25 protein-coding genes are annotated in these 20914 nt (G+C 38.0%); 10 read left to right on the forward strand and 15 right to left on the reverse strand.

Annotated elements, in window-relative coordinates; genetic code table 11:
* Positions 1 to 4: 4 nt before the first annotated feature.
* Complete coding sequence (locus tag ACIP9G_RS09700; RefSeq protein ID WP_401018991.1) at positions 5 to 334, forward strand: hypothetical protein; 330 nt, start codon at positions 5 to 7, stop codon at positions 332 to 334.
* 10 nt (positions 335 to 344) lie between these two features.
* Entirely contained in the window at positions 345 to 1349 is a 1005-nt protein-coding gene (locus ACIP9G_RS09705; RefSeq protein ID WP_401018992.1) for a CobW family GTP-binding protein, read from the forward strand.
* A 329-nt stretch (positions 1350 to 1678) separates the two neighbouring features.
* Here the strand turns inward: ACIP9G_RS09705 and ACIP9G_RS09710 are convergent, their stop codons facing one another.
* Together ACIP9G_RS09710 and sirA are read right to left on the reverse strand one after the other, a co-directional pair.
* On the reverse strand, positions 1679 to 1897 hold the full coding sequence (locus ACIP9G_RS09710) for a YneF family protein (protein ID WP_024361518.1): 219 nt from the start codon (positions 1895 to 1897) through the stop codon (positions 1679 to 1681).
* A gap of 100 nt (positions 1898 to 1997) precedes the next feature.
* Positions 1998 to 2423, reverse strand: coding sequence for a sporulation inhibitor of replication protein SirA (gene sirA / locus ACIP9G_RS09715; RefSeq protein WP_173478238.1), 426 nt, complete (start codon positions 2421 to 2423; stop codon positions 1998 to 2000).
* 229 nt (positions 2424 to 2652) lie between these two features.
* On the opposite strand from sirA, the gene ACIP9G_RS09720 reads away from it, so the two are divergent.
* The 6 genes from ACIP9G_RS09720 to ACIP9G_RS09745 all read left to right on the forward strand — a co-directional run bounded on the left by ACIP9G_RS09720 (position 2653) and on the right by ACIP9G_RS09745 (position 7259).
* The gene (locus tag ACIP9G_RS09720) at positions 2653 to 3006 is read left to right on the forward strand and encodes a lmo0954 family membrane protein (RefSeq protein ID WP_173478237.1); all 354 of its coding nucleotides are present in this window, start codon (positions 2653 to 2655) and stop codon (positions 3004 to 3006) included.
* Between the two features lie 16 nt (positions 3007 to 3022).
* On the forward strand, positions 3023 to 3661 hold the full coding sequence (locus ACIP9G_RS09725) for a PspA/IM30 family protein (RefSeq protein ID WP_340825572.1): 639 nt from the start codon (positions 3023 to 3025) through the stop codon (positions 3659 to 3661).
* A 98-nt stretch (positions 3662 to 3759) separates the two neighbouring features.
* Positions 3760 to 4887: an alpha/beta fold hydrolase gene (locus ACIP9G_RS09730; RefSeq protein WP_401018993.1), complete on the forward strand. Its 1128-nt coding sequence runs from the start codon at positions 3760 to 3762 to the stop codon at positions 4885 to 4887.
* Positions 4888 to 4928: 41 nt separating this feature from the next.
* Complete coding sequence (liaF, locus tag ACIP9G_RS09735) at positions 4929 to 5618, forward strand: cell wall-active antibiotics response protein LiaF (protein WP_340825574.1); 690 nt, start codon at positions 4929 to 4931, stop codon at positions 5616 to 5618.
* Positions 5615 to 6652, forward strand: coding sequence for a sensor histidine kinase (locus ACIP9G_RS09740; RefSeq protein WP_340825575.1), 1038 nt, complete (start codon positions 5615 to 5617; stop codon positions 6650 to 6652). Before liaF ends, ACIP9G_RS09740 begins: the two co-directional genes overlap by 4 nt.
* Entirely contained in the window at positions 6627 to 7259 is a 633-nt protein-coding gene (locus ACIP9G_RS09745; protein WP_340825576.1) for a response regulator transcription factor, read from the forward strand. The genes ACIP9G_RS09740 and ACIP9G_RS09745 overlap by 26 nt, the downstream gene beginning before the upstream one ends.
* Before the next feature lie 209 nt (positions 7260 to 7468).
* Here the strand turns inward: ACIP9G_RS09745 and tkt are convergent, their stop codons facing one another.
* Together tkt and ACIP9G_RS09755 are read right to left on the reverse strand one after the other, a co-directional pair.
* Entirely contained in the window at positions 7469 to 9463 is a 1995-nt protein-coding gene (gene tkt, locus ACIP9G_RS09750; protein ID WP_401018995.1) for a transketolase, read from the reverse strand.
* Between the two features lie 220 nt (positions 9464 to 9683).
* Positions 9684 to 9917, reverse strand: coding sequence for a DUF896 domain-containing protein (locus ACIP9G_RS09755; RefSeq protein WP_340825578.1), 234 nt, complete (start codon positions 9915 to 9917; stop codon positions 9684 to 9686).
* A gap of 183 nt (positions 9918 to 10100) precedes the next feature.
* On the opposite strand from ACIP9G_RS09755, the gene ACIP9G_RS09760 reads away from it, so the two are divergent.
* A complete protein-coding gene (locus ACIP9G_RS09760) occupies positions 10101 to 10622 on the forward strand; it encodes a GNAT family N-acetyltransferase (RefSeq protein ID WP_401018997.1) in 522 nt (173 codons plus the stop codon).
* Between the two features lie 86 nt (positions 10623 to 10708).
* On the opposite strand, the gene ACIP9G_RS09765 is transcribed toward ACIP9G_RS09760, so the two are convergent.
* On the reverse strand, positions 10709 to 11374 hold the full coding sequence (locus ACIP9G_RS09765) for a YneB family resolvase-like protein (RefSeq protein WP_340825580.1): 666 nt from the start codon (positions 11372 to 11374) through the stop codon (positions 10709 to 10711).
* Positions 11371 to 11685 carry a cell division suppressor protein YneA gene (gene yneA, locus ACIP9G_RS09770; RefSeq protein ID WP_340825581.1) on the reverse strand — a complete coding sequence of 105 codons (315 nt, stop codon included), beginning with the start codon at positions 11683 to 11685 and terminating at the stop codon, positions 11371 to 11373. The genes ACIP9G_RS09765 and yneA overlap by 4 nt, the downstream gene beginning before the upstream one ends.
* A gap of 175 nt (positions 11686 to 11860) precedes the next feature.
* On the opposite strand from yneA, the gene lexA reads away from it, so the two are divergent.
* Complete coding sequence (gene lexA / locus ACIP9G_RS09775) at positions 11861 to 12478, forward strand: transcriptional repressor LexA (protein ID WP_024361531.1); 618 nt, start codon at positions 11861 to 11863, stop codon at positions 12476 to 12478.
* Positions 12479 to 12515: 37 nt separating this feature from the next.
* Here lexA and ACIP9G_RS09780 read toward each other — a convergent pair whose 3' ends face one another.
* From ACIP9G_RS09780 to ACIP9G_RS09820, 9 genes are all read right to left on the reverse strand, one after another.
* The gene (locus tag ACIP9G_RS09780; RefSeq protein WP_340825583.1) at positions 12516 to 13238 is read right to left on the reverse strand and encodes a gamma-glutamyl-gamma-aminobutyrate hydrolase family protein; all 723 of its coding nucleotides are present in this window, start codon (positions 13236 to 13238) and stop codon (positions 12516 to 12518) included.
* Positions 13239 to 13250: 12 nt separating this feature from the next.
* Positions 13251 to 14003, reverse strand: coding sequence for a prepilin peptidase (locus ACIP9G_RS09785; protein WP_401018998.1), 753 nt, complete (start codon positions 14001 to 14003; stop codon positions 13251 to 13253).
* Positions 14004 to 14061: 58 nt separating this feature from the next.
* Positions 14062 to 14772 carry a potassium transporter gene (locus tag ACIP9G_RS09790; protein ID WP_401018999.1) on the reverse strand — a complete coding sequence of 237 codons (711 nt, stop codon included), beginning with the start codon at positions 14770 to 14772 and terminating at the stop codon, positions 14062 to 14064.
* Positions 14769 to 15362, reverse strand: a complete 594-nt coding sequence (locus ACIP9G_RS09795) for a PilN domain-containing protein (RefSeq protein WP_401019001.1) — start codon at positions 15360 to 15362, stop codon at positions 14769 to 14771. Before ACIP9G_RS09795 ends, ACIP9G_RS09790 begins: the two co-directional genes overlap by 4 nt.
* Positions 15362 to 16336: a type IV pilus biogenesis protein PilM gene (gene pilM / locus ACIP9G_RS09800; protein ID WP_401019002.1), complete on the reverse strand. Its 975-nt coding sequence runs from the start codon at positions 16334 to 16336 to the stop codon at positions 15362 to 15364. Before pilM ends, ACIP9G_RS09795 begins: the two co-directional genes overlap by 1 nt.
* A gap of 111 nt (positions 16337 to 16447) precedes the next feature.
* Positions 16448 to 16870: a prepilin-type N-terminal cleavage/methylation domain-containing protein gene (locus ACIP9G_RS09805; protein WP_401019004.1), complete on the reverse strand. Its 423-nt coding sequence runs from the start codon at positions 16868 to 16870 to the stop codon at positions 16448 to 16450.
* 105 nt (positions 16871 to 16975) lie between these two features.
* On the reverse strand, positions 16976 to 18181 hold the full coding sequence (locus tag ACIP9G_RS09810) for a type II secretion system F family protein (RefSeq protein ID WP_401019005.1): 1206 nt from the start codon (positions 18179 to 18181) through the stop codon (positions 16976 to 16978).
* Complete coding sequence (locus ACIP9G_RS09815) at positions 18178 to 19227, reverse strand: type IV pilus twitching motility protein PilT (RefSeq protein WP_340826511.1); 1050 nt, start codon at positions 19225 to 19227, stop codon at positions 18178 to 18180. The genes ACIP9G_RS09810 and ACIP9G_RS09815 overlap by 4 nt, the downstream gene beginning before the upstream one ends.
* 15 nt (positions 19228 to 19242) lie before the next feature.
* On the reverse strand, positions 19243 to 20913 hold the full coding sequence (locus ACIP9G_RS09820) for a GspE/PulE family protein (protein ID WP_401019006.1): 1671 nt from the start codon (positions 20911 to 20913) through the stop codon (positions 19243 to 19245).
* Position 20914: the final 1 nt, after the last annotated feature.

Below are 20914 nucleotides of genomic sequence, written 5' to 3' on the forward strand. Positions count from 1 at the left end.
TCCTATGTGTATTTTTTGTGGTGATTTCATTGCGAACGTACATTGGACAGAGTTTAAAGAAGATGCTACATCTGAAATTATTGTTGGTGACTTACAACGTTCTAGACAGCAATCGAGAATTGAGCGCGTTCAATTCATCAACAAAATTTTAGTTTTATATCAATTAAAACTTACTGAATGGAATGGCAGTAAATTTATTCTTAGCGATTTCAAAGGGAATACATCAATCATCCATGATTTAGGGACTTTATGGGCTGAAGTAGAAAAGCTTAACAGCTACGCTATTGATCCACTGAGCGCGGACGTAATGGAAAAAATAACGATAGCGAATTGAGTGAAAGTATATGCCATCTAGAAAAAAAGCGATTACGATTTTAACTGGTAGCTTAGGTAGCGGTAAAACAACACTGCTTCAAAGCTTATTAACGCATCATCAACTAACTGAAAACATTGCGATTATAGTCAATGAGTTTGGCAAAATCGGCTTAGATCATCATTTACTAAGACAAGCAGAAGAAAAAACGACCTTACTACAAGGCGGTTGTATTTGTTGTCATGCGCGTGAAGATTTAGAGGAAGAACTAAAAAACTTGTTATTTAGTTCTGAACAGGGTGAAATTGATTTTGATCGTATTATTATCGAAACAACTGGCTTAGCTGACCCCGCTCCGATTTTATTTACCATCATGACAAATCCCCTTTTACAACATCGTTTTGTTATTGATGGGATAATAACAACCGTCGATGCTAAAAATGGCGCTATGCAAATAAAAAATCATGAAGAAACAGTCAAGCAAATCTCGGCAGCTGATATCGTTGCGCTAACGAAAGTAGATATAGTAACGACAGAAGAACTTGATTTGATTTGTGCAGAAATAATAAGAATTAACCCAACATGTAAAATTTTTCATGTTGAAAATGGCAATGTGAACCCATCTATTTTAAATGTTGAAAGGAAACTTTATAACAATCGTCTACCTAGCAACTATCAGCTACCTCCTCACAACAATACATCGCATATTCATTCAATTTCTTTTGCATTTTTGCAACCGTTAAATTGGAATAGTTTCGGTGTATGGCTTAGCTTATTACTATATGCAAAAGGAGAAAACATACTGCGCGTCAAAGGAATACTCGATGTCGGTGAAGCAGGGCCGATCATCTTAAATGGTGTACAGCATATTATTCGCCCTCCTATCCATTTAAGTGAATGGCCAGAAAATACAAAGGTTTCACATATTGTCTTTATTATGAAAGATATCCCACCTACGTTATTACACCAATCATTATTCTCCTTTCAAACATTTCTTGGTACGGAAATCAATTTACTGCATGTTCATTGCATTTAGGAAACATTGTCGAAAGCTTAATATGAATACGTGCTTAGATGAATCCATTCTTTCCTCGCATCTAAGCACGTTTTTTTATGCATTACTTTAAAAGACCTTCCCTCTATATTCAATTGTTTCATCCATAAACTATCATTTAACATCCATATTTGCCCTCTATTTCCTATCTCTAATTTCTTCTAAAATTTCGATTACTCGATTGTTTTGTTTTTCAATATTTATCAAACTTCGGTAAACCGCTACTGCTTATGAATGCACATGTGCAGAGTAATTTTAACAACGAAAAAAGCAACCGGTTTACAAAACCAGCTGCTCCTTAAAAACTCCAATTATTTCTGGAATTTATTCATTTGAGTCATCATTTGGCGTACTTGCTTTTCAGACGGCGTACGACCCATTTGTGCCATCATCATTCGAATCATTTGTTCGTTAATTGGTGGGTTTTCTTTTAAATATTTCATCATAGCTTGACGTGCAAAATAGAAACCAAGTGCTGCGCCAGCTGCTAATGCGATAATTACAATAATAATCCAGCCCCATGTAGGCATACAACCAACCTCCTCCACTACAATATACCGAGAAAAAAACTCTCCACGCTCCATTATACACCAAATAGTAGCGTGTTACTATATATTATAGTGAAAATTCCTAGTGCATTGTATACTTCATCGGCTTTAACCAACCACACTCATTATCTTGTTTATTAAAGGCAATAAAACGCTCACTCATTTTTGCTAGCATTTGAAATAAATCCAAATCAAGCATTCGCGACCCTTCACAATAGACACAGATTTTACGATCTACTAAATAAATCGCCATCTTTCCTTTTATCGGATGTTCTAAAAATAAAGCATTCCGCGCTCTTTCTAAATGAGCATATTTGGAATCTAGCTGTGCTTCTAGCATTGCAGCAATTTCATCGAAGCGGACAGTTTCACATATATACGCGAGTTCTTTTAAGGATTTCTCATTGGCATCTTCACAGCCCTGCATCATTTCTAATAACTTACGCTCTCTACCGAAAATAAACGTTAAATGCTCTTCTTTTATTTTATATATGGAATAGGTTCTCACCAGAAATCCCCCTTCGCTCAGTTTCTTTAACGTAAGTATAGCTGATTGGAACATGTTAATTTGTCAAACGAAGGAGGGAACCATCTTCTATTTTTGTCGAAAAGCTTCTAGTTTCAGCTTATAAAATAATGCTCAGCCTCAAGACCTAGATGAAAATCCATTTCCAGTCCGTTTTAGATGATCTTTCAAACAGGTAACATAAAGGTACAAACGAAAGGAGCTAAAACAAATGAAAAAATTTCTTTTATTAACTGGAGGTATTATTGCAGCATGTGTCGCACTTGCATTAATTGGTCCAATTACAGGTTTATTATTTTCAGGTGTACTCGTTGCACTAGGCATGCACTTCTACATTGGCAGTAAATCGACATTTGCAAAAATCATTTGGTTTACAGTTGGTCTAATTGGTGTGCTTTCAGCTGTTTCTAATATTCCAGCAATGATTGGTCTTGCAGCAATCGCCATTATTTATGTTATCTACAAAAAATGGAATGGCGAAGACGTTAAAATCCCAACAGTGGAAGCGAAAGAAGAAGATCCGTTTACAAACTTTGAAAAAGAATGGTCAAATTTAACAAAATAAAAGGAGCGAATTAAAAATGAACTTATTCCAACGTTTTAGATACACAATTGAGGCAGATTTACATCAAGTATTTGATAAAAAGGAACAAAAAAATCCTATCGCCATGTTAAATCAATATATTCGCGAAGCAGAGAAGCAAACAGAACAAACAGGCAAATTATTAGAACGTCAAGGCAAGCTAAAAGAAAAAATGGAACTTGAGCTAAAACAAAATGCCGAATTACTAGCTAAACGTGAAGCGCAACTTCAATTAGCATTAGGTAGTGGCGAACAAGACTTAATCGATTTCGCTTCTGACGAAGTAGCAGCTTATACAACTCGCAATCATACGTTGCAATCAAGTATTGAAGCGAGCACGCAAGAATACTTTGAGCTAGAGCGTAAATTTGAAACAATGAAGCACAAAATTAAAGATATGAAAGTTCGTCAATTACAGTTAATGGGGAAAGAAAATGTCACACGTGCACACCATCAAATGGACGGCATGCTTGCCAACAACAACAAGGCGAATTTCGAGGATTTAGAATCTTATATCGATAAGCTTGCTTACCGTATCGACAAAGATCACGAAGTAACAACTTTTGAGGCACGCCTTGCAGCGCTTGAAAAAAATACAGCCGAAGCTACTTCACCTCTACTCATTGAAAAGAAATAACATGTTATAATGGAAAGAAATAAGGGATGCCTCAATTATTGAAGCATCCCATTTCTTTGAGTATAGGGGGAATAAAAAGAGATAAAGGATAATGATCGATGAAAAATAATAAAAGAAGGAAACGGTTTAATCTATTGATTACTATATGTATTTTTGCTTTTCTTATACTTATGTTTCTAACAATCCTATTATTTAGTTATCGTTTTATCGCACAACAACACATTCAACAAAAAAGTAGTGATCTAAACGCCAATGGTGGCATTAGTGAGCTTAAAGAATTAAATGTAAATGGAGACAAACAGTTTCTATTAATTGAAGGTAAAGATAAGAACAAACCATTTTGTTTATTTTTACATGGTGGACCAGGCTCGCCGTTCCCATATGGCGTAAGCGCTCGAACATTGTTTCCGGAAATAACCGATCATTGTGTTGCTGTGTATTATGATCAAAGGGGTTCAGGTAAAAGTTATACTAAAGATTTATCTATTTCTACAATGAACCTTAGTCAATTCACAGATGATGCGAATGTTATCGTTGATTATATTAGAGAAACTTATCATCAAGAAAAAATATTTGTCATTGGTCAATCTTTTGGTACAGTGATTGGAACTCAATTAGTAGCCAACTATCCAGAGAAAATTCATGCCTATATGGGCATAGCACAATTAACGAGCAGTAGTAAAGGGCAAGAACTTGGTTATAATTGGTTAAAGGGTGAAGCTATTGCTAATGATGATAAGAAGACACTCCAAGTATTAGAGACTTTAGGAGAAGGACCGTATTTTGCAGAAGATGAAGATCGATTTAGCGATCTTATCAATCAATATAAAGGCATGAATTATTATGATAATACAATAAAAAAAGTGAATGTCATTAATTTAATAAAAGGGGCGTTTACTTCCCCTGATTACTCACTACAGGATTTATATAAATCATTTATTTCAGGTCCACAATTTAGCCTTATCAAAAGCACCGAACTAAAAAAAGAAATCATTAAGACAGATTTTTTTGAGTCTGTAAAGCGTATCGATGTCCCTGTATATTTTATTCAAGGTAAATACGATAAACAGACTAATTATGAATTAGCACAACAATACTATGAATTTATAGATGCACCAAACGGTAAACAATTTATCACATTAGAGCACTCTGCCCATTATCCGAATGCACTTGATGCTGCTATAATACCAAACGCCATCAAAACGATGGTAGAAGCTCATTACTAGGAATCTGACATTCCTCAGAAATAAATTTAGTAGAAAGAAGGGTGACCCTCTTGCAAAACTTTACAACAAATAAACTTACATTTTGGGTACTATGCTTCTTTTTACTCGTTTTTGTAGAGCTCACAATTTTCAATAATGGTGGCGCTTTTTGTTTAATAATTGGAGCTGTATTGCTCTATTTAAGCTTTTCGAAAAACATACGATTTTTAAAATGGACTGGAATTTTCTTTATCGCCATCTCCCTCTTTACGATGTGGAGTTTGCGCCTATTTATCGTTATTTTGCTCTTATACATGCTCTATCAATACTTACAACGAGAAAATGAACCGAAAATCGTTACATTAGAATTCGAAAAGCTTCCAGCAAATAAAAATGAACTATTTGGTACAATACCTGCACCTGTCGATGCCTATAAATGGCAAGATGTACAAATCCAACGTCTTGCTGGTGACATTACAATCGATACAACCCAAACGATTTTACCTGCTGGCCCAAGTCTAGTTACAATACGACAAGGAATTGGCAAAGTGCAAATATATGTTCCTTATGAAATTCCATTTCGATTACACTACACGACGTTATTTGGTGAATTTACGTGTCTACAAGGCGGTCCACAGCGGCTCCTGAATGAAAGCATTGTGTTCTCAGATGGCAACCATGAAGATGCAAAGCGTACCCTCGTTATACACGTTGCTACATGGCTAGGAGATTTGGAGGTGCTACGTAAATGATTGCATTTCTTTCAAGAGTATTTACTTTATTTTTCATATTAATTGGTGCAGCATTCGGCCTTCTCTTTGCTGTCTGGGGCGAACCAAATGAAAAAGTTTGGCAACCTTTATGGCAACAAAATTATGATAATATGCCGCTAGGTGGCGTAATTTTAATAAGTCTGTTTGCTCTTAGTTTCATCATTTCATGCTGGATTAGTATGACAGCTCGAGCGCGAGAGGCACAAGCTACTCGCTTTGTGAAGGAATTAATCGAGCCAGATTTCGTTCTTCCAAAAAAACAGGCATTACCGAAACCGTTGAAAAAAGCACTTGTTCAAACGAGCGAGCTAATCGATACACAGCGAAAAAGTTTACAGCGACTTTCCAATGAACGCGCGGAAGCGAATGATAAAGTCATCCAAGAGCGCATTATTGCCGAACGTCAACGTCTTGCACGTGAACTGCATGACTCCGTTTCACAGCAATTATTTGCCGCTTCCATGTTACTTTCTGCTCTAACAGAAAGCGATGAAAATGCTAAAAGCTTAAAGCAAGTAGAAAAAATTGTACAGCAGGCACAGCTTGAAATGCGGGCATTATTATTACATTTACGTCCTGTTGCACTGCACAATAAAACACTCGCCCAAGGCTTAGAGGAATTAATTATCGAGCTTCAACAAAAAGTATATTTTCATATTGAATATGAGCTAGAGGAAATGTCTTTATCGAAGGCAGAGGAAGATCATTTGTTCCGCATTGCGCAAGAAGCTTTATCAAATACGTTGCGTCATTCTAAAGCAACTGAGGTTGAACTACTTCTTGTTGCTCGAGATGGTTTAGCGATATTACGTATTCAGGATAATGGCCTCGGCTTTGATGTGGAAGCTGATAAATCGACTTCCTATGGACTACAAAATATAGCCGAGCGAGCGGTTGAAATTGGCTGTACGTATAAAATTGTTTCTGTTCCTGGAGAAGGTACAATTGTAGAGGTAAAAGTTCCCCTACAGAAGGAGGTTGTTGAAGTTGATACAAGTATTAATAGTGGATGACCACGAGATGGTCAGAATTGGCGTATCTGCCTACTTGTCAGCACAGCCTGATATTACCGTTGTTGGTGAAGCAGAAAATGGTGCAGAGGCTGTAGAACGTGCCCTCGCCCTTCGCCCCCATATTATTTTAATGGACAATGTCATGCCTGTAATGACAGGAGCAGAAGCGACTGCCAAAATATTAGAAGCCTGGCCAGAAGCGAAAATTATGATGGTCACAAGCTTTTTAGATGATGACAAAGTATATCCGGCTTTGGAGGCTGGCGCGGTCAGCTATATTTTAAAAACATCCAACGCTAAGCAAATTGCTGACGCCATCCGTAAAACAATCGGTGGGGAAACCGTTTTGGAGCCAGAAGTCACAACTAAAATGATGCACCGTATGCGCTACGGTTCGAACACACCACTGTATGAACAATTAACTGACCGGGAAATGGAAGTGCTTCTATTAATGGCAAAGGGCAAAGCAAATCAAGAAATTGCCGACGACTTATACATCGCATTAAAAACTGTGAAAACCCATGTCAGCAATATTTTAGCCAAATTAGATGTTCAAGATCGTACACAAGCCGTCGTCTACGCCTTCCAAAATGGATTGGCCAAGTAATATTATGAGTGTCACGAGATTACCTGCGATTTGTGCTGTTTCATTGGCGATTCTCTGAGTTTTATCGGCGATTCGCCACGTTCTATCGGCGATTTCCCTCGTGCTATCGGCGATTCATGCCCTTATATCGGCGATTACTCATAAATTACTCAAAAAAATACCGCAGCGCTCAATTAGAGCGTTGCGGTATTTTGTATTATAGCCAAATCTTATAGCGCTTTTACTTTCGTTACAACATTTTCTACTGTGAAACCGTATTTTTCCATTACTAATTCACCTGGTGCAGAAGCGCCGAACTTGTCGATAGCAAGAACGTCTCCTTCAAAGCCAGTGTATTTATGCCAACCGAATGATGCACCCATTTCGATTGCAAGACGTTTAGTCACAGCTTTTGGAAGAACTGATTCTTTATAAGCTGCATCTTGTTTTTCGAAGCGATCCATTGACGGCATTGACACAACTGCTACATCCATACCATCAGCTTTTAATGCTTTTTGTGCTTCGATAGCAAGTGAAACTTCAGAACCTGTTGCAATTATAATTGCATCTGCTACTTCTTTAGAAGCAGGTGATACAGTGTAAGCACCTTTTGTAACACCTTCGCGAACTGTTTCAATTGACGCGTCAAGCACTGGTAAGTTTTGACGAGATAATACTAATACAGTTGGTGTGTTTTCAGAAGATACAGCAAGCTCCCATGCAACTGCAGATTCATTTGCATCTGCTGGACGTACAACAGAAAGATTTGGCATTGCACGTAATGAAGCTAAATGTTCGATAGGTTCATGTGTTGGGCCATCTTCCCCTACAGCGATTGAGTCATGTGTGAATACATATGTTACAGGAAGACCCATTAATGCAGAAAGACGAACAGCCGGACGTACGTAATCTGAGAATACGAAGAATGTACCACCAAAGACGTTTAGACCACCGTGAAGAGCCATACCGTTCATTGCTGCGCCCATTGCAAATTCACGCACACCGAACCAAATATTGCGACCAGCATAATCGTCTGCTGAGAAATCGCCTGCGCCTTTCATCGTCGTTTTGTTCGAGCCTGCAAGGTCAGCTGAACCACCAAAGAATGATGGAGTTTTCTTCGCAATCGCATTAATAGCATCACCTGAAGAAGAACGTGTTGCTACAGATTTACCTGCTTCATATACTGGCAATTCTGCTGCAAAATCTTCTGGTAACTTACCATTCATAGCATTTTCGAATTGAGTTGCTAATTCAGGGAACTCAGCTTTGTATGCTTCAAATTTCGTATTCCAAGCCGCTTCTGATTGTGCACCTTGCACTTCAGCAGCTGCATTGAACGTATCATATACTTCAGCAGGAATTTGGAATGGTTCATGCGCCCATTCGTATGCTGCTTTTGTTAATACAACTTCATCAGTACCTAGTGGAGCACCGTGAGAATCAGATTTACCTGACTTGTTTGGAGAACCGAAACCAATTACTGTTTTCACTTCAATAAGTGTTGGCTTGCCAGTAGATTTTTTCGCTTCCTCGATTGCTTTGTTAACAGCTTCTACTTCTGTGCCATCAGCAACTTTTAAATAGTTCCAGCCATATGACTCAAAGCGTTTTTGTACGTTTTCAGAGAATGATTTTTCTAAATCACCATCTAATGAAATATCGTTTGAATCGTATAATACGATTAATTTTTCAAGTTTTAAGTGACCAGCTAATGAAATCGCTTCAGCTGCAACACCTTCCATTAAGTCGCCATCGCCACAAAGTGCAAATGTATAGTGATCGACAATATCATGTCCTGGTTTATTATAAGTAGCAGCTAAATGACTCTCTGCCATTGCCATACCAACTGACATGGCAATACCTTGTCCAAGAGGACCTGTAGTTGCCTCTACTCCAACAGTATGACCGTATTCTGGATGTCCTGGAGTTAATGAATCCCATTGACGGAAGTTTTGAATTTCTTCCATTGGAAGGCCGTAACCTCCAAGGTGAAGTAGGCTATATAAAAGCATAGAGCCGTGACCTGCTGAAAGTACGAAACGATCGCGGTTATACCACTTTGGATTAGCCGGATTGTGGCGAAGTTGTTTTGTCCAAAGCGTATAAGCCATTGGCGCTGCCCCCATCGGTAAGCCTGGGTGACCTGAATTTGCTTTTTCAATTGCATCAATTGACAATGTTCGGATAGCATTAATCGCTAGTTGATCCGCATGTTGAGTCATTATGTTGTGACATCCTTTCTCGTCCTATATATTGTTCTACTACAGTTTAGTCAACATTGTCCTAGAAAACAATGCTTTTGTTATACTATTTAAGATTTATGTCATACTTTATCATCATTTTGTAACTTGCCATTTAAAATGTAAGAATTGAATGATGAATATTATCCAGCTATAACAATAGAAAATCCAAATGTTCTAGTACTGGATTAAATGTGACATATTAATTTAAAAATTTATTTTTTTTCGCTTGTTTTACCTTCTCAGGTGTAACGTCATTACCTTCTTCATCGACAACTTTAACATTTTCAATCGTATCGCGCATTGACGCTCTAAATGTATCTAAATATTCTTTGCGAAGAGAAGTACGCTCTTTCGCTTCTTCCTCTGTTAAGTTGCCCGCTTTTGCTTTTGCTGCTAATTCATTAATTCGATTAATTTTTTCTTTTGATAACATTGTTACACACCTTTCAATACCTTTATCACTTCAGTATGCAAAGTATAGCATGGTTTCCCTTAAAATGCAGTTATACCAACCCTTAAAAACACTTCTTAGCCATAATTTACATGACTTCCAGATGTTAGTCGTGTATAACTAATTATACAAGGAAAAAATTTATACTTTATTGGAGGAAATAAGGTGAACATCACAACACAACGATTACATATCCGAAAATTTGAAGAACAAGATTTGCAAGCTGTTTATAGTTATATGTCTGATAAATCGGTGATGCACTATATGCCAGAAGGTGTTTTAACTGTAGAACAGGTACAAAAATTTATAACAGATAATAGCGGTGAGCAAGCACAACATTTTGCTATTGTTTTACATGATCAGCAACAAGTCATTGGTCATCTAGTTTTCCATCCCTACTTTGGCGAACATACATATGAAATTGGATGGGTGTTGAATCCTGCATATTATCGTCAAGGCTATGCTTCAGAAGCAGCGCACGCCCTATTGGATTACGGGTTTACGAAAATGAAGCTTCATAGAATTATCGCTACATGCCAGCCTGAAAATATTGCCTCCTACCGAGTGATGGAAAAAATCGGTATGCAACGTGAAGGATTTTTTAAAAAATGCATACCATATGGTGACGGTTGGTGGGATGAATACTATTACGCTATTTTGCAAGAGGAATGGGTAGCTTTAACATGAAATTAATCTTGCCCTCCTACCTACTTGGACAGCTTATTTTCCAATCAGGAGTGTTTTTAAACATGAAAAAAGATTAGCAGGGCAAATTAATTGCCCGCTAACCTTTCTTGATGTTCTTGATAACGCCTATGTACGGTTGCCTTACTTACATCGAAGCCAAGACCTCTTAGTGTCGTAGCAATTTCCTCATAGGTAAAGCCCCGATTTCGTAGCTTCACAATTTCTTCTATAGGCACTTCCTTACGCTCCTGACCATTTGGATTACCACGATTGGAAAGGTTATGTTCAGGACGATAGCCATTTTCTACTGCACGGCGCATACCACGACGAATTTTCGCATTATGGATTTTACGTTGATATTCCTCAACAATAGCTAAAATTTCGAGCAACATCGTATCCATCTCATTCAATTGTACAGGCCCTGCATCACGCATGGAAAAAACATCTGTTTCCGTTTTTTGCAATAAATGAAGTACAGCCATTCGTGCATTACCACGCCCTAAACGCGTTTCATCTTGCACAAATAATGCGTGTATCTCTTTTTCTTTAATATAATCGAGCATTTCAAGTAATCCTTCGCGCTCAACATCATACCCACTATGCTTATCCAAAAAAACATTTTTCACATCGTAGTTTTGTTCCTTAGCATAACGAAGTAATTCTTCTTGTTGACGCTCCAATGAAGAACTTTGTGTCTCTTTTTCGGTGCTCACACGGCAGTAAATTACAGCCGTTCGTTGTTTATTCATCATCTTTCACTTCTCGCAATTTCAATTGAATTGGTGGGTGTCTGATTGTCACCCACTACTGGTATAACGAGTGATTTTCCAGCAACTATTTTTACGCTATGTAATTCGTTCTCGGCTTTCACAAGTTTTATCCAGTCGTCCATACCCATTTTACCACGGTATTGCTCAGCTAACGACCATAAGCTATCGCCATGTTCGATATAAATTTCAGTGTAAGTAATGTCTCCAGGATCAGTTATAACAAGATAACCTGCAAATAGTAAAAATGCGCCTAATAAAATTGAAATATGTGTATTTTTTTTAAACCAATTCATTCATCATATCCCCTTTTAAGAATGTTTGTTCGGAATGTATGTTCTTATGATAAAGCGAACAGACGTTTTTGTCAAACACTTTTCGAACCTATGTTTGCATAAGTGTTCGCATTCTGCTATACTATCTAGTAAGAAGATAGTAAGAAGAATGATATAAAAAAAGAGGTGAGCAATCATGAAAAAAGTTTCGAAAAGACAAGAGGATATACTAGCGTTTATCAAAGAAGAAGTACGTGCAAAAGGGTATCCGCCATCTGTACGTGAGATTGGGGAAGCAGTTGGACTTGCATCAAGCTCAACGGTTCATGGACATTTAGCTCGTTTAGAGCAAAAGGGCTTTATTCGACGAGACCCTACTAAGCCACGTGCCATTGAAATTTTAGAGCCAGAAGATTCAATTCAAAAGCAAAGCGTCATCCATGTACCGCTTGTTGGTAAGGTAACAGCTGGATCACCGATTACTGCCATCGAAAATATCGACGAATATTTCCCATTACCTGATATTTACGGTACAAGTGAAGATCAACTATTTATGTTAGAAATCATGGGTGAATCGATGATCGAGGCGGGTATTTTTGATGGTGATTTAGTCATCGTTAAGCAAAAAGCAACAGCTGATAATGGTGATATTGTCGTTGCAATGACAGAAGAAGATGAAGCAACAGTTAAACGCTTCTTCAAAGAAAAAAATCATTTCCGCTTACAGCCAGAAAACGCTACAATGGAACCGATTATTGTAGACCAAGTTTCAATTTTAGGACAAGTAGTCGGCTTATATCGCCGTGTACACTAATGCATTCTCATACTTATCAAACAAAAAAGAGAAGCACTCATGCTTCTCTTTTATATTTTAAGCTCTCCTCAGTAAAGGCTGTAAAAAGCTTCTGTGCAGCTAAATCCCCTACAACTGCTTGTTCTTCTGGGTGCCACTGCACTGCTAAACAAAACGGATAGTCTTCGTGCACGAACGCTTCAACTAGACCATCACTCGATTTCGCTGCAACGATTAGCTTCTCTGCTAATACATTTACAGCTTGATGGTGAAATGAATTCACAGCAATTTTTTCTTCCTCGATAATTGATTTTAACAACGTATCTGGCGTAATTTGTACATAATGTGTAGCAACACCCCGAGCTGCTTGTTGCGTATGCTTTAACAGCTTACTACTATGATATTCGCTATCAATATCTTGGTATAAAGTTCCACCTAACGCAACATTAAGTATTTGCATGCCACGGCAAATCCCCAAAATTGGCATTTTCCTTGTAAAAGCCGCATGAATTAAGGCAAGTTCCACCTTATCTCGTTCTGGATGTATTTGTCCTAGCTTCGGTAGAGGCTCCGCTCCAAATTCAAATGGATGCACATCATGACCACCAGATAATAATAAGCCGTCCGTCAACGATAAAATTTGTGCTACATCTTCCTCTACCCCTAGTGGAATAATAAGTGGAATGCCACCAGCCTCAATGACACTTTTACTATAGGCTACATTCAATCTTGACGATAAATCGTCCTCTGCAAATGCTGTAATACCAATAATCGGTTTCATCCATATACCCCCTTACCATAATCCTACATACCAATCAATTATGACATCCCCATAGAAATACACGATAATTGCAGCTAAAGCAATGGATGGTCCAAAAGGAATCGGCGTTTTTCGACCTTGTTGCCGTACTTTGAGCACGATTATCCCGACAATCATACCAATTACCGCCGCTACAAATAATGTCAATAATGTATTTATTGTACCAAGTACAAGTCCAAGTAAAAAGAATAATTTAATATCGCCACCGCCCATACCACCACGTGATACAACAGCGATACCATATAATATGCCAAAGCCAACGACGGCACCTACGATACTATCCCACCAAGGCGTTAATGGCGATAGCATACGTCCAATAGCTAATAATGGCAAAAAAAACAAAAGCACTTTATCAGGAATAAGCATATATGCAAAGTCCGATACGACAAGGATTACTAATAATGAAATTAATAATATCGCTACGATAAACTCTTCACTAAAGCCCAATTGCCAATATGAAAAGGCGAATAATACACCTGTTAACAACTCCATTAGTGGATAAATCCACGAAATTTTTTGTCCACAGCTGCGACATTTACCTGCTAAAAAAACATAGGACAAAACGGGCACTAAATCAATTGCCGTTAATTGTCTTTGACAGCTCGTACAATGAGAAGGCGGCTTAACAATTGACTCCTTTAGCGGCACACGTAAGCCTACAACATTAAAAAACGATCCAAAAACTAGTCCAAATACAAATACTAGTATTGTATAAGCCATTTCCATTTTTATTGCCTCCTAAACTAACATAGCGCCCATACATTGGAGTATGCGCGCCTTTACTTCATTGTTCTCCTTCATAATAGAAGGTTGTTACCTGAACGGTAGCTTTAATGGATGAATCTGCATCCTCCTCGAATACGGCCTCTTCCCCAGTTAATGTAATATCTAATGTGTCGATTTTCATCACACGTTCAATTTTTTCAATTTCCTTTAAAAATTCAAGCATTGCCTTCGTATCTATAGCAACAACATCAATACTAAACGTCACTAATTTCAATTCTGCTGGTAATGATTCTTTAGCAATAGTAGACGTTGGTAATGCATTATCCCCTTCTTCACTATCTGCTTGCTCGCTATTTTCAGTAGGTTGTTGTGCTGTGACCGCTTGCTCCTCATTTGCTGGTGAGTTTGGGTCAATAATCGAAGAATCCATCACGAGTGAATCATAATTATTAAATTCTACAGCTTCAACCCGTGTTCCTGTTACTGCTTCTATTTCTTCGATATTTCGAATAACGCCTTCAATGGCACGTGTTTGAGGCACTTTTTTTCGCAAAGAAAGCACACTTACACCATGTGATTGCTGTACCATATCTAATGCAGCAATTTGCTCTTGAATTGATGCAATTTCTTGTTGAAGTGCACTAACGTCTCGTTCCTTCGCTTCTACCTCTTCCAATTTAGGAGTTAATAAGTAGTAATAGAGTGCAAATAACAATGCTGCGACTAATGCGGTAAGCAGAAGAATCGCTGAGTTTTTGCTGCTTGTCATGATTCTCTACCTCCAGCCAAATAAATAAAATCAATTGCCAACGTAATGGTTACCGAATAACGCGGTAATTCCTGATATTTATCCTTCAAATTTACTTCGCTCTGCTCCCCAATCGATAACTCAAAATTTTCTATTGTTCCAACTTGAATATCAGTGAAATAAGGGCTTACGTTTAGTTTATCAAGATAGTTTGAAATAGCTGACATCGTTTCAAAATCAGCGGTAATTTCTATATTTGTTTCACCAAATTTATAATTCCGTAAATACGTCTGCTCTGGTAATAATGCTTGCGTCTCATCTATTAATGGTGTCACAGGGTAAGCTACATGATTGACAAATTGAACCGATTGCTCAAGTGACCCTGCATTCATATTTCGTATACCATCTAATTCTATTTGTAGCTGCTCTTGCTGTGACGTCAACTCTATTTCCTGTGCATTTAATTTCGTAATCTCGCCTCTCGCCTGGAAATATTGGATTATCATGAATGCTAAAACGATACCAACGAGTACAATAATTAATATATATAAGAGTATTGGTGCTGATTTCTGTTTTTCTAAATTCGGTAAGAGGTTAATTTCAGGTACCATCAGTGTACCTCCTTCAAAGCCAGCCCTATTAGACTCGCAAACTTCTCAGAAAATTGAGGGAATGATTTTTGTACCATGGCATCATTCAACACCGTAATGGGCGTCGTGAAATTATTACTTAGAAACTCAGTAATCGTAGGCAATAAAGGATTATCACCTAAAAGGAAAATATCATCTACACTTTTCTCACCTTTATGTAACGAGAATTTAAAAAAGTTCATAATACGATCAATTTCAAGAATTTGATCCGTTAGTGTCAATTGATAATTATCTTGATCATCTATTAAATGGAAAGAGTAATTAAACTCTTCCTGCTCTTTTGGTTGCCATTTTGCTAAGTTTGTTTCAAACGATTGATAGCGTAAAAACTCTAGTTGACCGTACGAATAAATACTAATCGACAATTCGTTTATAGACCAATCTGCTATTAAATATGTTTTGTCTATTTCTAGTAATTGCATATGCTCTAATAGACGAATATTACATAACGCTCGAATATCGGCAGCTTGCGGTTCTAGCGAAGCATCGAGCAACATCCCGATTGTTTTATTTACTTCTTCTGATGGAGCCGCAAATAACATCGCTTGTCCATCATTCGGTGTTGGATCATAAACATCTATAAGTGGCTCATGAAATGGTAAATGAATCGTTTGCCCAAGCTCCATTTCAGCGTAGCTTTTTAACTCTTTTGATTCAACATTATGCGGATGCTCAAAGCTCTTTAGCAACACGGATGTATCCGGTACAAAAATACGAGCATTTTGCTTCTTGCCTGCCCATTTGGCAACATGATTTTTCATCATCTCAAACAATACGATTTCATCATTGATTATTGAACCTTCGACTATTCCTTGCGCCAATGGCAACTCATAGCCCTTCCACTGCGATGGATCAGCACCTTTTGCCACAAGCGCACGCAAAACATAATCCTTAATTTCAATCGACACATGCGAATTTTTTTTCTTTTTAAACATGTGAAAAGATGCCTCCTTTTGACTGAATGAAGTGTCTAAACATTAACCATCCATTTCCCAACCAGAAGCGCAGTATTGGCTACGCTTCTGAGTGAGTTGGGAGGGTTAATTCTATTTATCTAAACTATTTTTTAATGCTGTTTCTGTAAATGTACCTGTTTTGTTAAAAGGATATTTTGTAGTATCTTTAATCTCTAATTCACTCCAAGTTATTTCCCAATTATTACCATTTAATTGAATTGTAAATGTACCTTCTATTCCCTCTATATACTTATTAATATCTGTTGTCTTGTCTGTACATGCTTTATCTGATTCTCCACAAACATCATCTATTTTCGCTAATTTAGCACCAGAAATATAATTTAATGCTTCAGACACTGTCGCTTTATCACGTGAATTGTTAATAATATTCCCTATAGCAGGAATCGCAATGGCTGCTACGATCGCTAAAATCACGATTACAGCTAGTAACTCAATAAGTGTTAAACCTTTTTGGTTTTTTAATAGTTTTTTGTTCAGTAATTTTTTGAACATGGTGTGTTCCTCCTTTAATAATGTTTTTATAATTAGTGCGAAAACACGTACACCCGTAACGACGCTAGTTATTTTCTACATCACCTCCTTTAAATCATCAATTGTTTACATACTTTCATAGAGTGCGAACATCGGTAGGAAGATTGCTGCTACGATTACACCAACTACTCCTGCTAAAACGAGTATCATTAATGGTTCGATTAACGATTTTAATGTATCGACTGAGCGATCGACTTCGTCCTCATAGAAATCGGCTATTTTTTCTAACATATAATCGAGCGAACCTGTTGTTTCGCCGATCGATGTCATTTGCGTTACTAAAGGTGGAAATAGCCAGCTTTTTTCTAATGGCTCTGATAATGTGCCACCCTTTTCAAGATTTTCGCGTGCCTCTAAAACAACCTTTCCTACAACTGGATTGCCTACAACTTTTTCAACAATCGTGAGTGCATGTAATATTGGCACTGCACTACTAAACAAGGAGGATAATGTTCTTGTCATCCGAGCAATTACATTTTTTTGCATTAAAACGCCAAATACAGGGATTCGTAATAACACATAATTTACATTGTAATGAAAGAGCTTATTATGGTTATAAAAATACCTAAACAGGATGACTGCTAACAAGAACATGCCAATCACTATATACCAAAATTTAACTAACCAATCTGACACGCTGACAACAATAACCGTTAATAGTGGCATTTCTAAATCCATATCCTCAAAAGTTGCCATAAATGTTGGGACGATAAAGATCATTAAAAACATCCCTACTGCTATTGTCAGCACCGATAAAATAGCTGGATAAGTTAATGCCGATTGCACTTTTTTCTTAATTTTAAATTGCTTTTCTAACGTACCTGCTAGCCGCTCTAAAGTGTCATCTACATTACCTGTCGCCTCTCCAGAACGCATCATATTAACGAACATCACTGGAAAAACTTTTGGATGCTTTGCCGCAGCATCTGAAAATGAAGTACCGCTACGGATGTCCTCTTCTACTTGCTCCAAAGCCTTTTTTAGTGGCTTACTTTTCGTTTGCACACCTAAAATATGTGTTGCTTCAACGATTGACACCCCAGCGCGAATGAGTGTTGCATATTGACGGCAGTAAATAACGAAATCTTGATGCTTCACTTTACCGCCGAGATTTAATTCTTTATGCAAAAGACTTTTCGACTCTTCCAGTTCTCGCGCATTAATGCCTTGCGTGCGTAATTTTTCGAGTGCTGCCTTTTTATTGACTGCATCAATAATTCCTTTTTTGTGTGTACCAGTTTTAGTACGTCCGCTGTAGCGAAAAACGGTCACTGATACTCACCCGCATTCATATATGGTCTTGCATCCTCCAACGAAATTTTCCCCATTGCAATTAGCTGCTGCATGGATGACTCCAATGTGTGCATACCAAGCGCACGGCTTGTCTGCATTACACTTGGGATTTGGTGTACCTTTTCATTGCGGATTAAGTTAGCAATAGACGGTGCCTGTACTAATATTTCCGTTGCTGCAATTCGCCCCTTTGCATCTTTTCGAATAAATAAACGCTGTGAAATAATCCCTACTAATACATTCGCTAACTGCACACGAATTTGACCTTGCTGATGTGGTGGAAAGACATCAATAATACGATCAATCGTCGTTGGTGCACTACTTGTATGCAATGTCGCCATCACTAAGTGACCTGTTTCAGCGGCTGTAATGGCTGTTGAAATCGTTTCATAGTCACGCATCTCACCGACTAATATCATGTCAGGGTCCTGACGTAGCGCAGCACGTAAACCATTGGCAAAGCTTTGTGTATCCACACCTACTTCTCGTTGATTGATGACCGACTTTTTATGTGTATGTAAATACTCAATTGGGTCTTCAAGTGTAATAATATGCTTTGCTTTCGTTTCATTAATGTAGTCAATCATCGCAGCTAGTGTCGTCGATTTCCCAGAACCTGTTGGACCTGTTACTAAAATAAGTCCTTGTGGTTTTTCAGCTAGCTGATACAACACCTGAGGCATATTTAACGATTCAATGGACGGAATTTTTGCTTCAATTAAACGTGCCGCGATTGTCATTTCATTTCGCTGATGATAGGCGTTTACACGAAAGCGACATTTCCCGGGCAATGAATAGTTAAAATCCGTTTCACCTTTATCATGAAATTCTTGGAGTTTATGGTCAGGTAAAATAGCTTTCACCATCGTTTGTAATTCTTCTGAAGTAAGCGGTTCAGTCCCGTAATGCTCCAACTGACCATGGATGCGATATACAGGTGGAATCCCCTTTGTTAAATGTAAGTCTGACGCCTTTTCCTCAAATGAACGTGTTAAAAGCTCTTCTATATTTCTCGATGTTGTCATCATACAGTTCACATCCTAGTCTACATTTGCTACACGTAATACTTCTGAAGTAGTCGTTTGTCCTTCAACAACTTTTAACAATCCATCTACTAGTAACGTGTAATAGCCTTCTTGTTTCATATAGTCGCGAATAGCACTATCTCCACTACGATTTAAAATCAAATCTTTAATCGTCCGATCGATTGGTAAAATTTCATGGATGGCCATACGCCCTCGATACCCCGTTTGATTGCATGAAGGACAGCCCCTTCCACGTCTGCCATGTGTTACCCCTTCAATGCCGTTTTTCTGCATGATTTCTAGTTCGTGATTCGTAAATGCATAGGTTTCTCCACAATCACGACATACTTTACGCACTAAGCGTTGTGCCATAATACCTACTAATGAAGAAGATAGTAAAAATGGCTCTACCCCCATGTCCTGCAAACGAGAAATAGATTCCACCGCACTATTTGTATGCAATGTACTTAACACTAGATGCCCTGTTAAGGAGGCACGCACAGCAATTTGCGCAGTTTCCAAATCTCTTATTTCCCCAATCATTACTATATCTGGGTCTTGTCGCAAAATAGAGCGTAATCCAGTTGCAAATGTTAACCCAACTTCTTCTTTCACTTGAATTTGGTTAATGCCATCGAGCTGATACTCCACAGGATCTTCTACTGTAATAATATTGACGCCCTCTTCGTTCAAGTTACTTAAAGCCGCGTACAATGTAGAGGACTTACCTGAACCAGTAGGGCCAGTAATGAGCATAATGCCATTCGGGTGCGCAATCATTTTACGGAAAAATGCTTCATTGCGCTCTGTAAAGCCAAGCTGATCTATCGCATTCGCTACATTGCTTAAATCCAAAATACGCATGACAACTTTTTCTCCATAAACAGTTGGTAGCGTAGAAAGTCGAATATCCACTGGCTTGAAATTGACATTTGTTTTAATACGTCCATCTTGTGGAATACGATTTTCTGTAATATTTAAGTTGCCCATAATTTTAATACGAGCAAGTACAATACTTTGCATGTGCTTAGGCAAAGAACGTTCAGTTTTCAGCACACCGTCTACACGATATCGAACCCGTAAATCCGTTTCTTGTGGGTCAAAGTGAATATCACTCGCACGTTGCGCAACACCGTTCGCAATAATTTGATTGACGAGTCGCACAATCGGTGAATCTTCACGTTCGATTTCTACTTGTGTTTCTCCAGCAGTTGCCCCAATATCTTGCAATGCCGCTTCCATTGATTCCTGTAAATCATAATATTTCGTAAGTGTTCGATATAAATCATCTTTTGCGGCTATACTTGTTTCGATTTGACAGCCTGTCGCCATGCGGACTTCTTCGATTGCGAAATAATCCATCGGGTCTGCCATCGCGATAAATAGCTTGTTTTTCTCACGTCGAATCGGAATAATATTTGCACGTTTTGCTAGCTCCGCAGGAACGAGTTGAAGTAAATCCGGGCTTATTGAGTATTGATTTAAATGAATATGTGGGATGCCTAATTGAAACTCCAGCACCTCAATTAATTGTTGCTCTGTTAAGATATTTTCTTTAATTAGAAAATCGCCTAACTTTTCTTCTTTTGTTTTAGTCATAAGAGCATACTCTAGCTGCTCATTCGTAATAACTCCCGATTCAACAAGTAAATCCCCTAAACGCTTACGCCCAGTTCTTACAGCCATT

Origin of the sequence: Lysinibacillus sp. NPDC093197 (genome assembly GCF_044754025.1) — a bacterium.
GTDB lineage: Bacteria > Bacillota > Bacilli > Bacillales_A > Planococcaceae > Lysinibacillus.

Bases quoted from the DNA above. Each gene is read 5' to 3' on its own strand.
- ACIP9G_RS09700 (WP_401018991.1), top strand. From the start codon at position 5: ATGTGTATTTTTTGTGGTGATTTCATTGCGAACGTACATTGGACAGAG.
- ACIP9G_RS09705 (WP_401018992.1), top strand. From the start codon at position 345: ATGCCATCTAGAAAAAAAGCGATTACGATTTTAACTGGTAGCTTAGGT.
- ACIP9G_RS09710 (WP_024361518.1), bottom strand. From the start codon at position 1,897: ATGCCTACATGGGGCTGGATTATTATTGTAATTATCGCATTAGCAGCT.
- ACIP9G_RS09720 (WP_173478237.1), top strand. From the start codon at position 2,653: ATGAAAAAATTTCTTTTATTAACTGGAGGTATTATTGCAGCATGTGTC.
- ACIP9G_RS09725 (WP_340825572.1), top strand. From the start codon at position 3,023: ATGAACTTATTCCAACGTTTTAGATACACAATTGAGGCAGATTTACAT.
- ACIP9G_RS09730 (WP_401018993.1), top strand. From the start codon at position 3,760: ATGAAAAATAATAAAAGAAGGAAACGGTTTAATCTATTGATTACTATA.
- ACIP9G_RS09740 (WP_340825575.1), top strand. From the start codon at position 5,615: ATGATTGCATTTCTTTCAAGAGTATTTACTTTATTTTTCATATTAATT.
- tkt (WP_401018995.1), bottom strand. From the start codon at position 9,463: ATGACTCAACATGCGGATCAACTAGCGATTAATGCTATCCGAACATTG.
- ACIP9G_RS09755 (WP_340825578.1), bottom strand. From the start codon at position 9,917: ATGTTATCAAAAGAAAAAATTAATCGAATTAATGAATTAGCAGCAAAA.
- ACIP9G_RS09765 (WP_340825580.1), bottom strand. From the start codon at position 11,374: ATGATGAATAAACAACGAACGGCTGTAATTTACTGCCGTGTGAGCACC.
- yneA (WP_340825581.1), bottom strand. From the start codon at position 11,685: ATGAATTGGTTTAAAAAAAATACACATATTTCAATTTTATTAGGCGCA.
- lexA (WP_024361531.1), top strand. From the start codon at position 11,861: ATGAAAAAAGTTTCGAAAAGACAAGAGGATATACTAGCGTTTATCAAA.
- ACIP9G_RS09780 (WP_340825583.1), bottom strand. From the start codon at position 13,238: ATGAAACCGATTATTGGTATTACAGCATTTGCAGAGGACGATTTATCG.
- ACIP9G_RS09785 (WP_401018998.1), bottom strand. From the start codon at position 14,003: ATGGAAATGGCTTATACAATACTAGTATTTGTATTTGGACTAGTTTTT.
- ACIP9G_RS09790 (WP_401018999.1), bottom strand. From the start codon at position 14,772: ATGACAAGCAGCAAAAACTCAGCGATTCTTCTGCTTACCGCATTAGTC.
- ACIP9G_RS09795 (WP_401019001.1), bottom strand. From the start codon at position 15,362: ATGGTACCTGAAATTAACCTCTTACCGAATTTAGAAAAACAGAAATCA.
- pilM (WP_401019002.1), bottom strand. From the start codon at position 16,336: ATGTTTAAAAAGAAAAAAAATTCGCATGTGTCGATTGAAATTAAGGAT.
- ACIP9G_RS09805 (WP_401019004.1), bottom strand. From the start codon at position 16,870: ATGTTCAAAAAATTACTGAACAAAAAACTATTAAAAAACCAAAAAGGT.
- ACIP9G_RS09815 (WP_340826511.1), bottom strand. From the start codon at position 19,227: ATGACAACATCGAGAAATATAGAAGAGCTTTTAACACGTTCATTTGAG.
- ACIP9G_RS09820 (WP_401019006.1), bottom strand. From the start codon at position 20,913: ATGGCTGTAAGAACTGGGCGTAAGCGTTTAGGGGATTTACTTGTTGAA.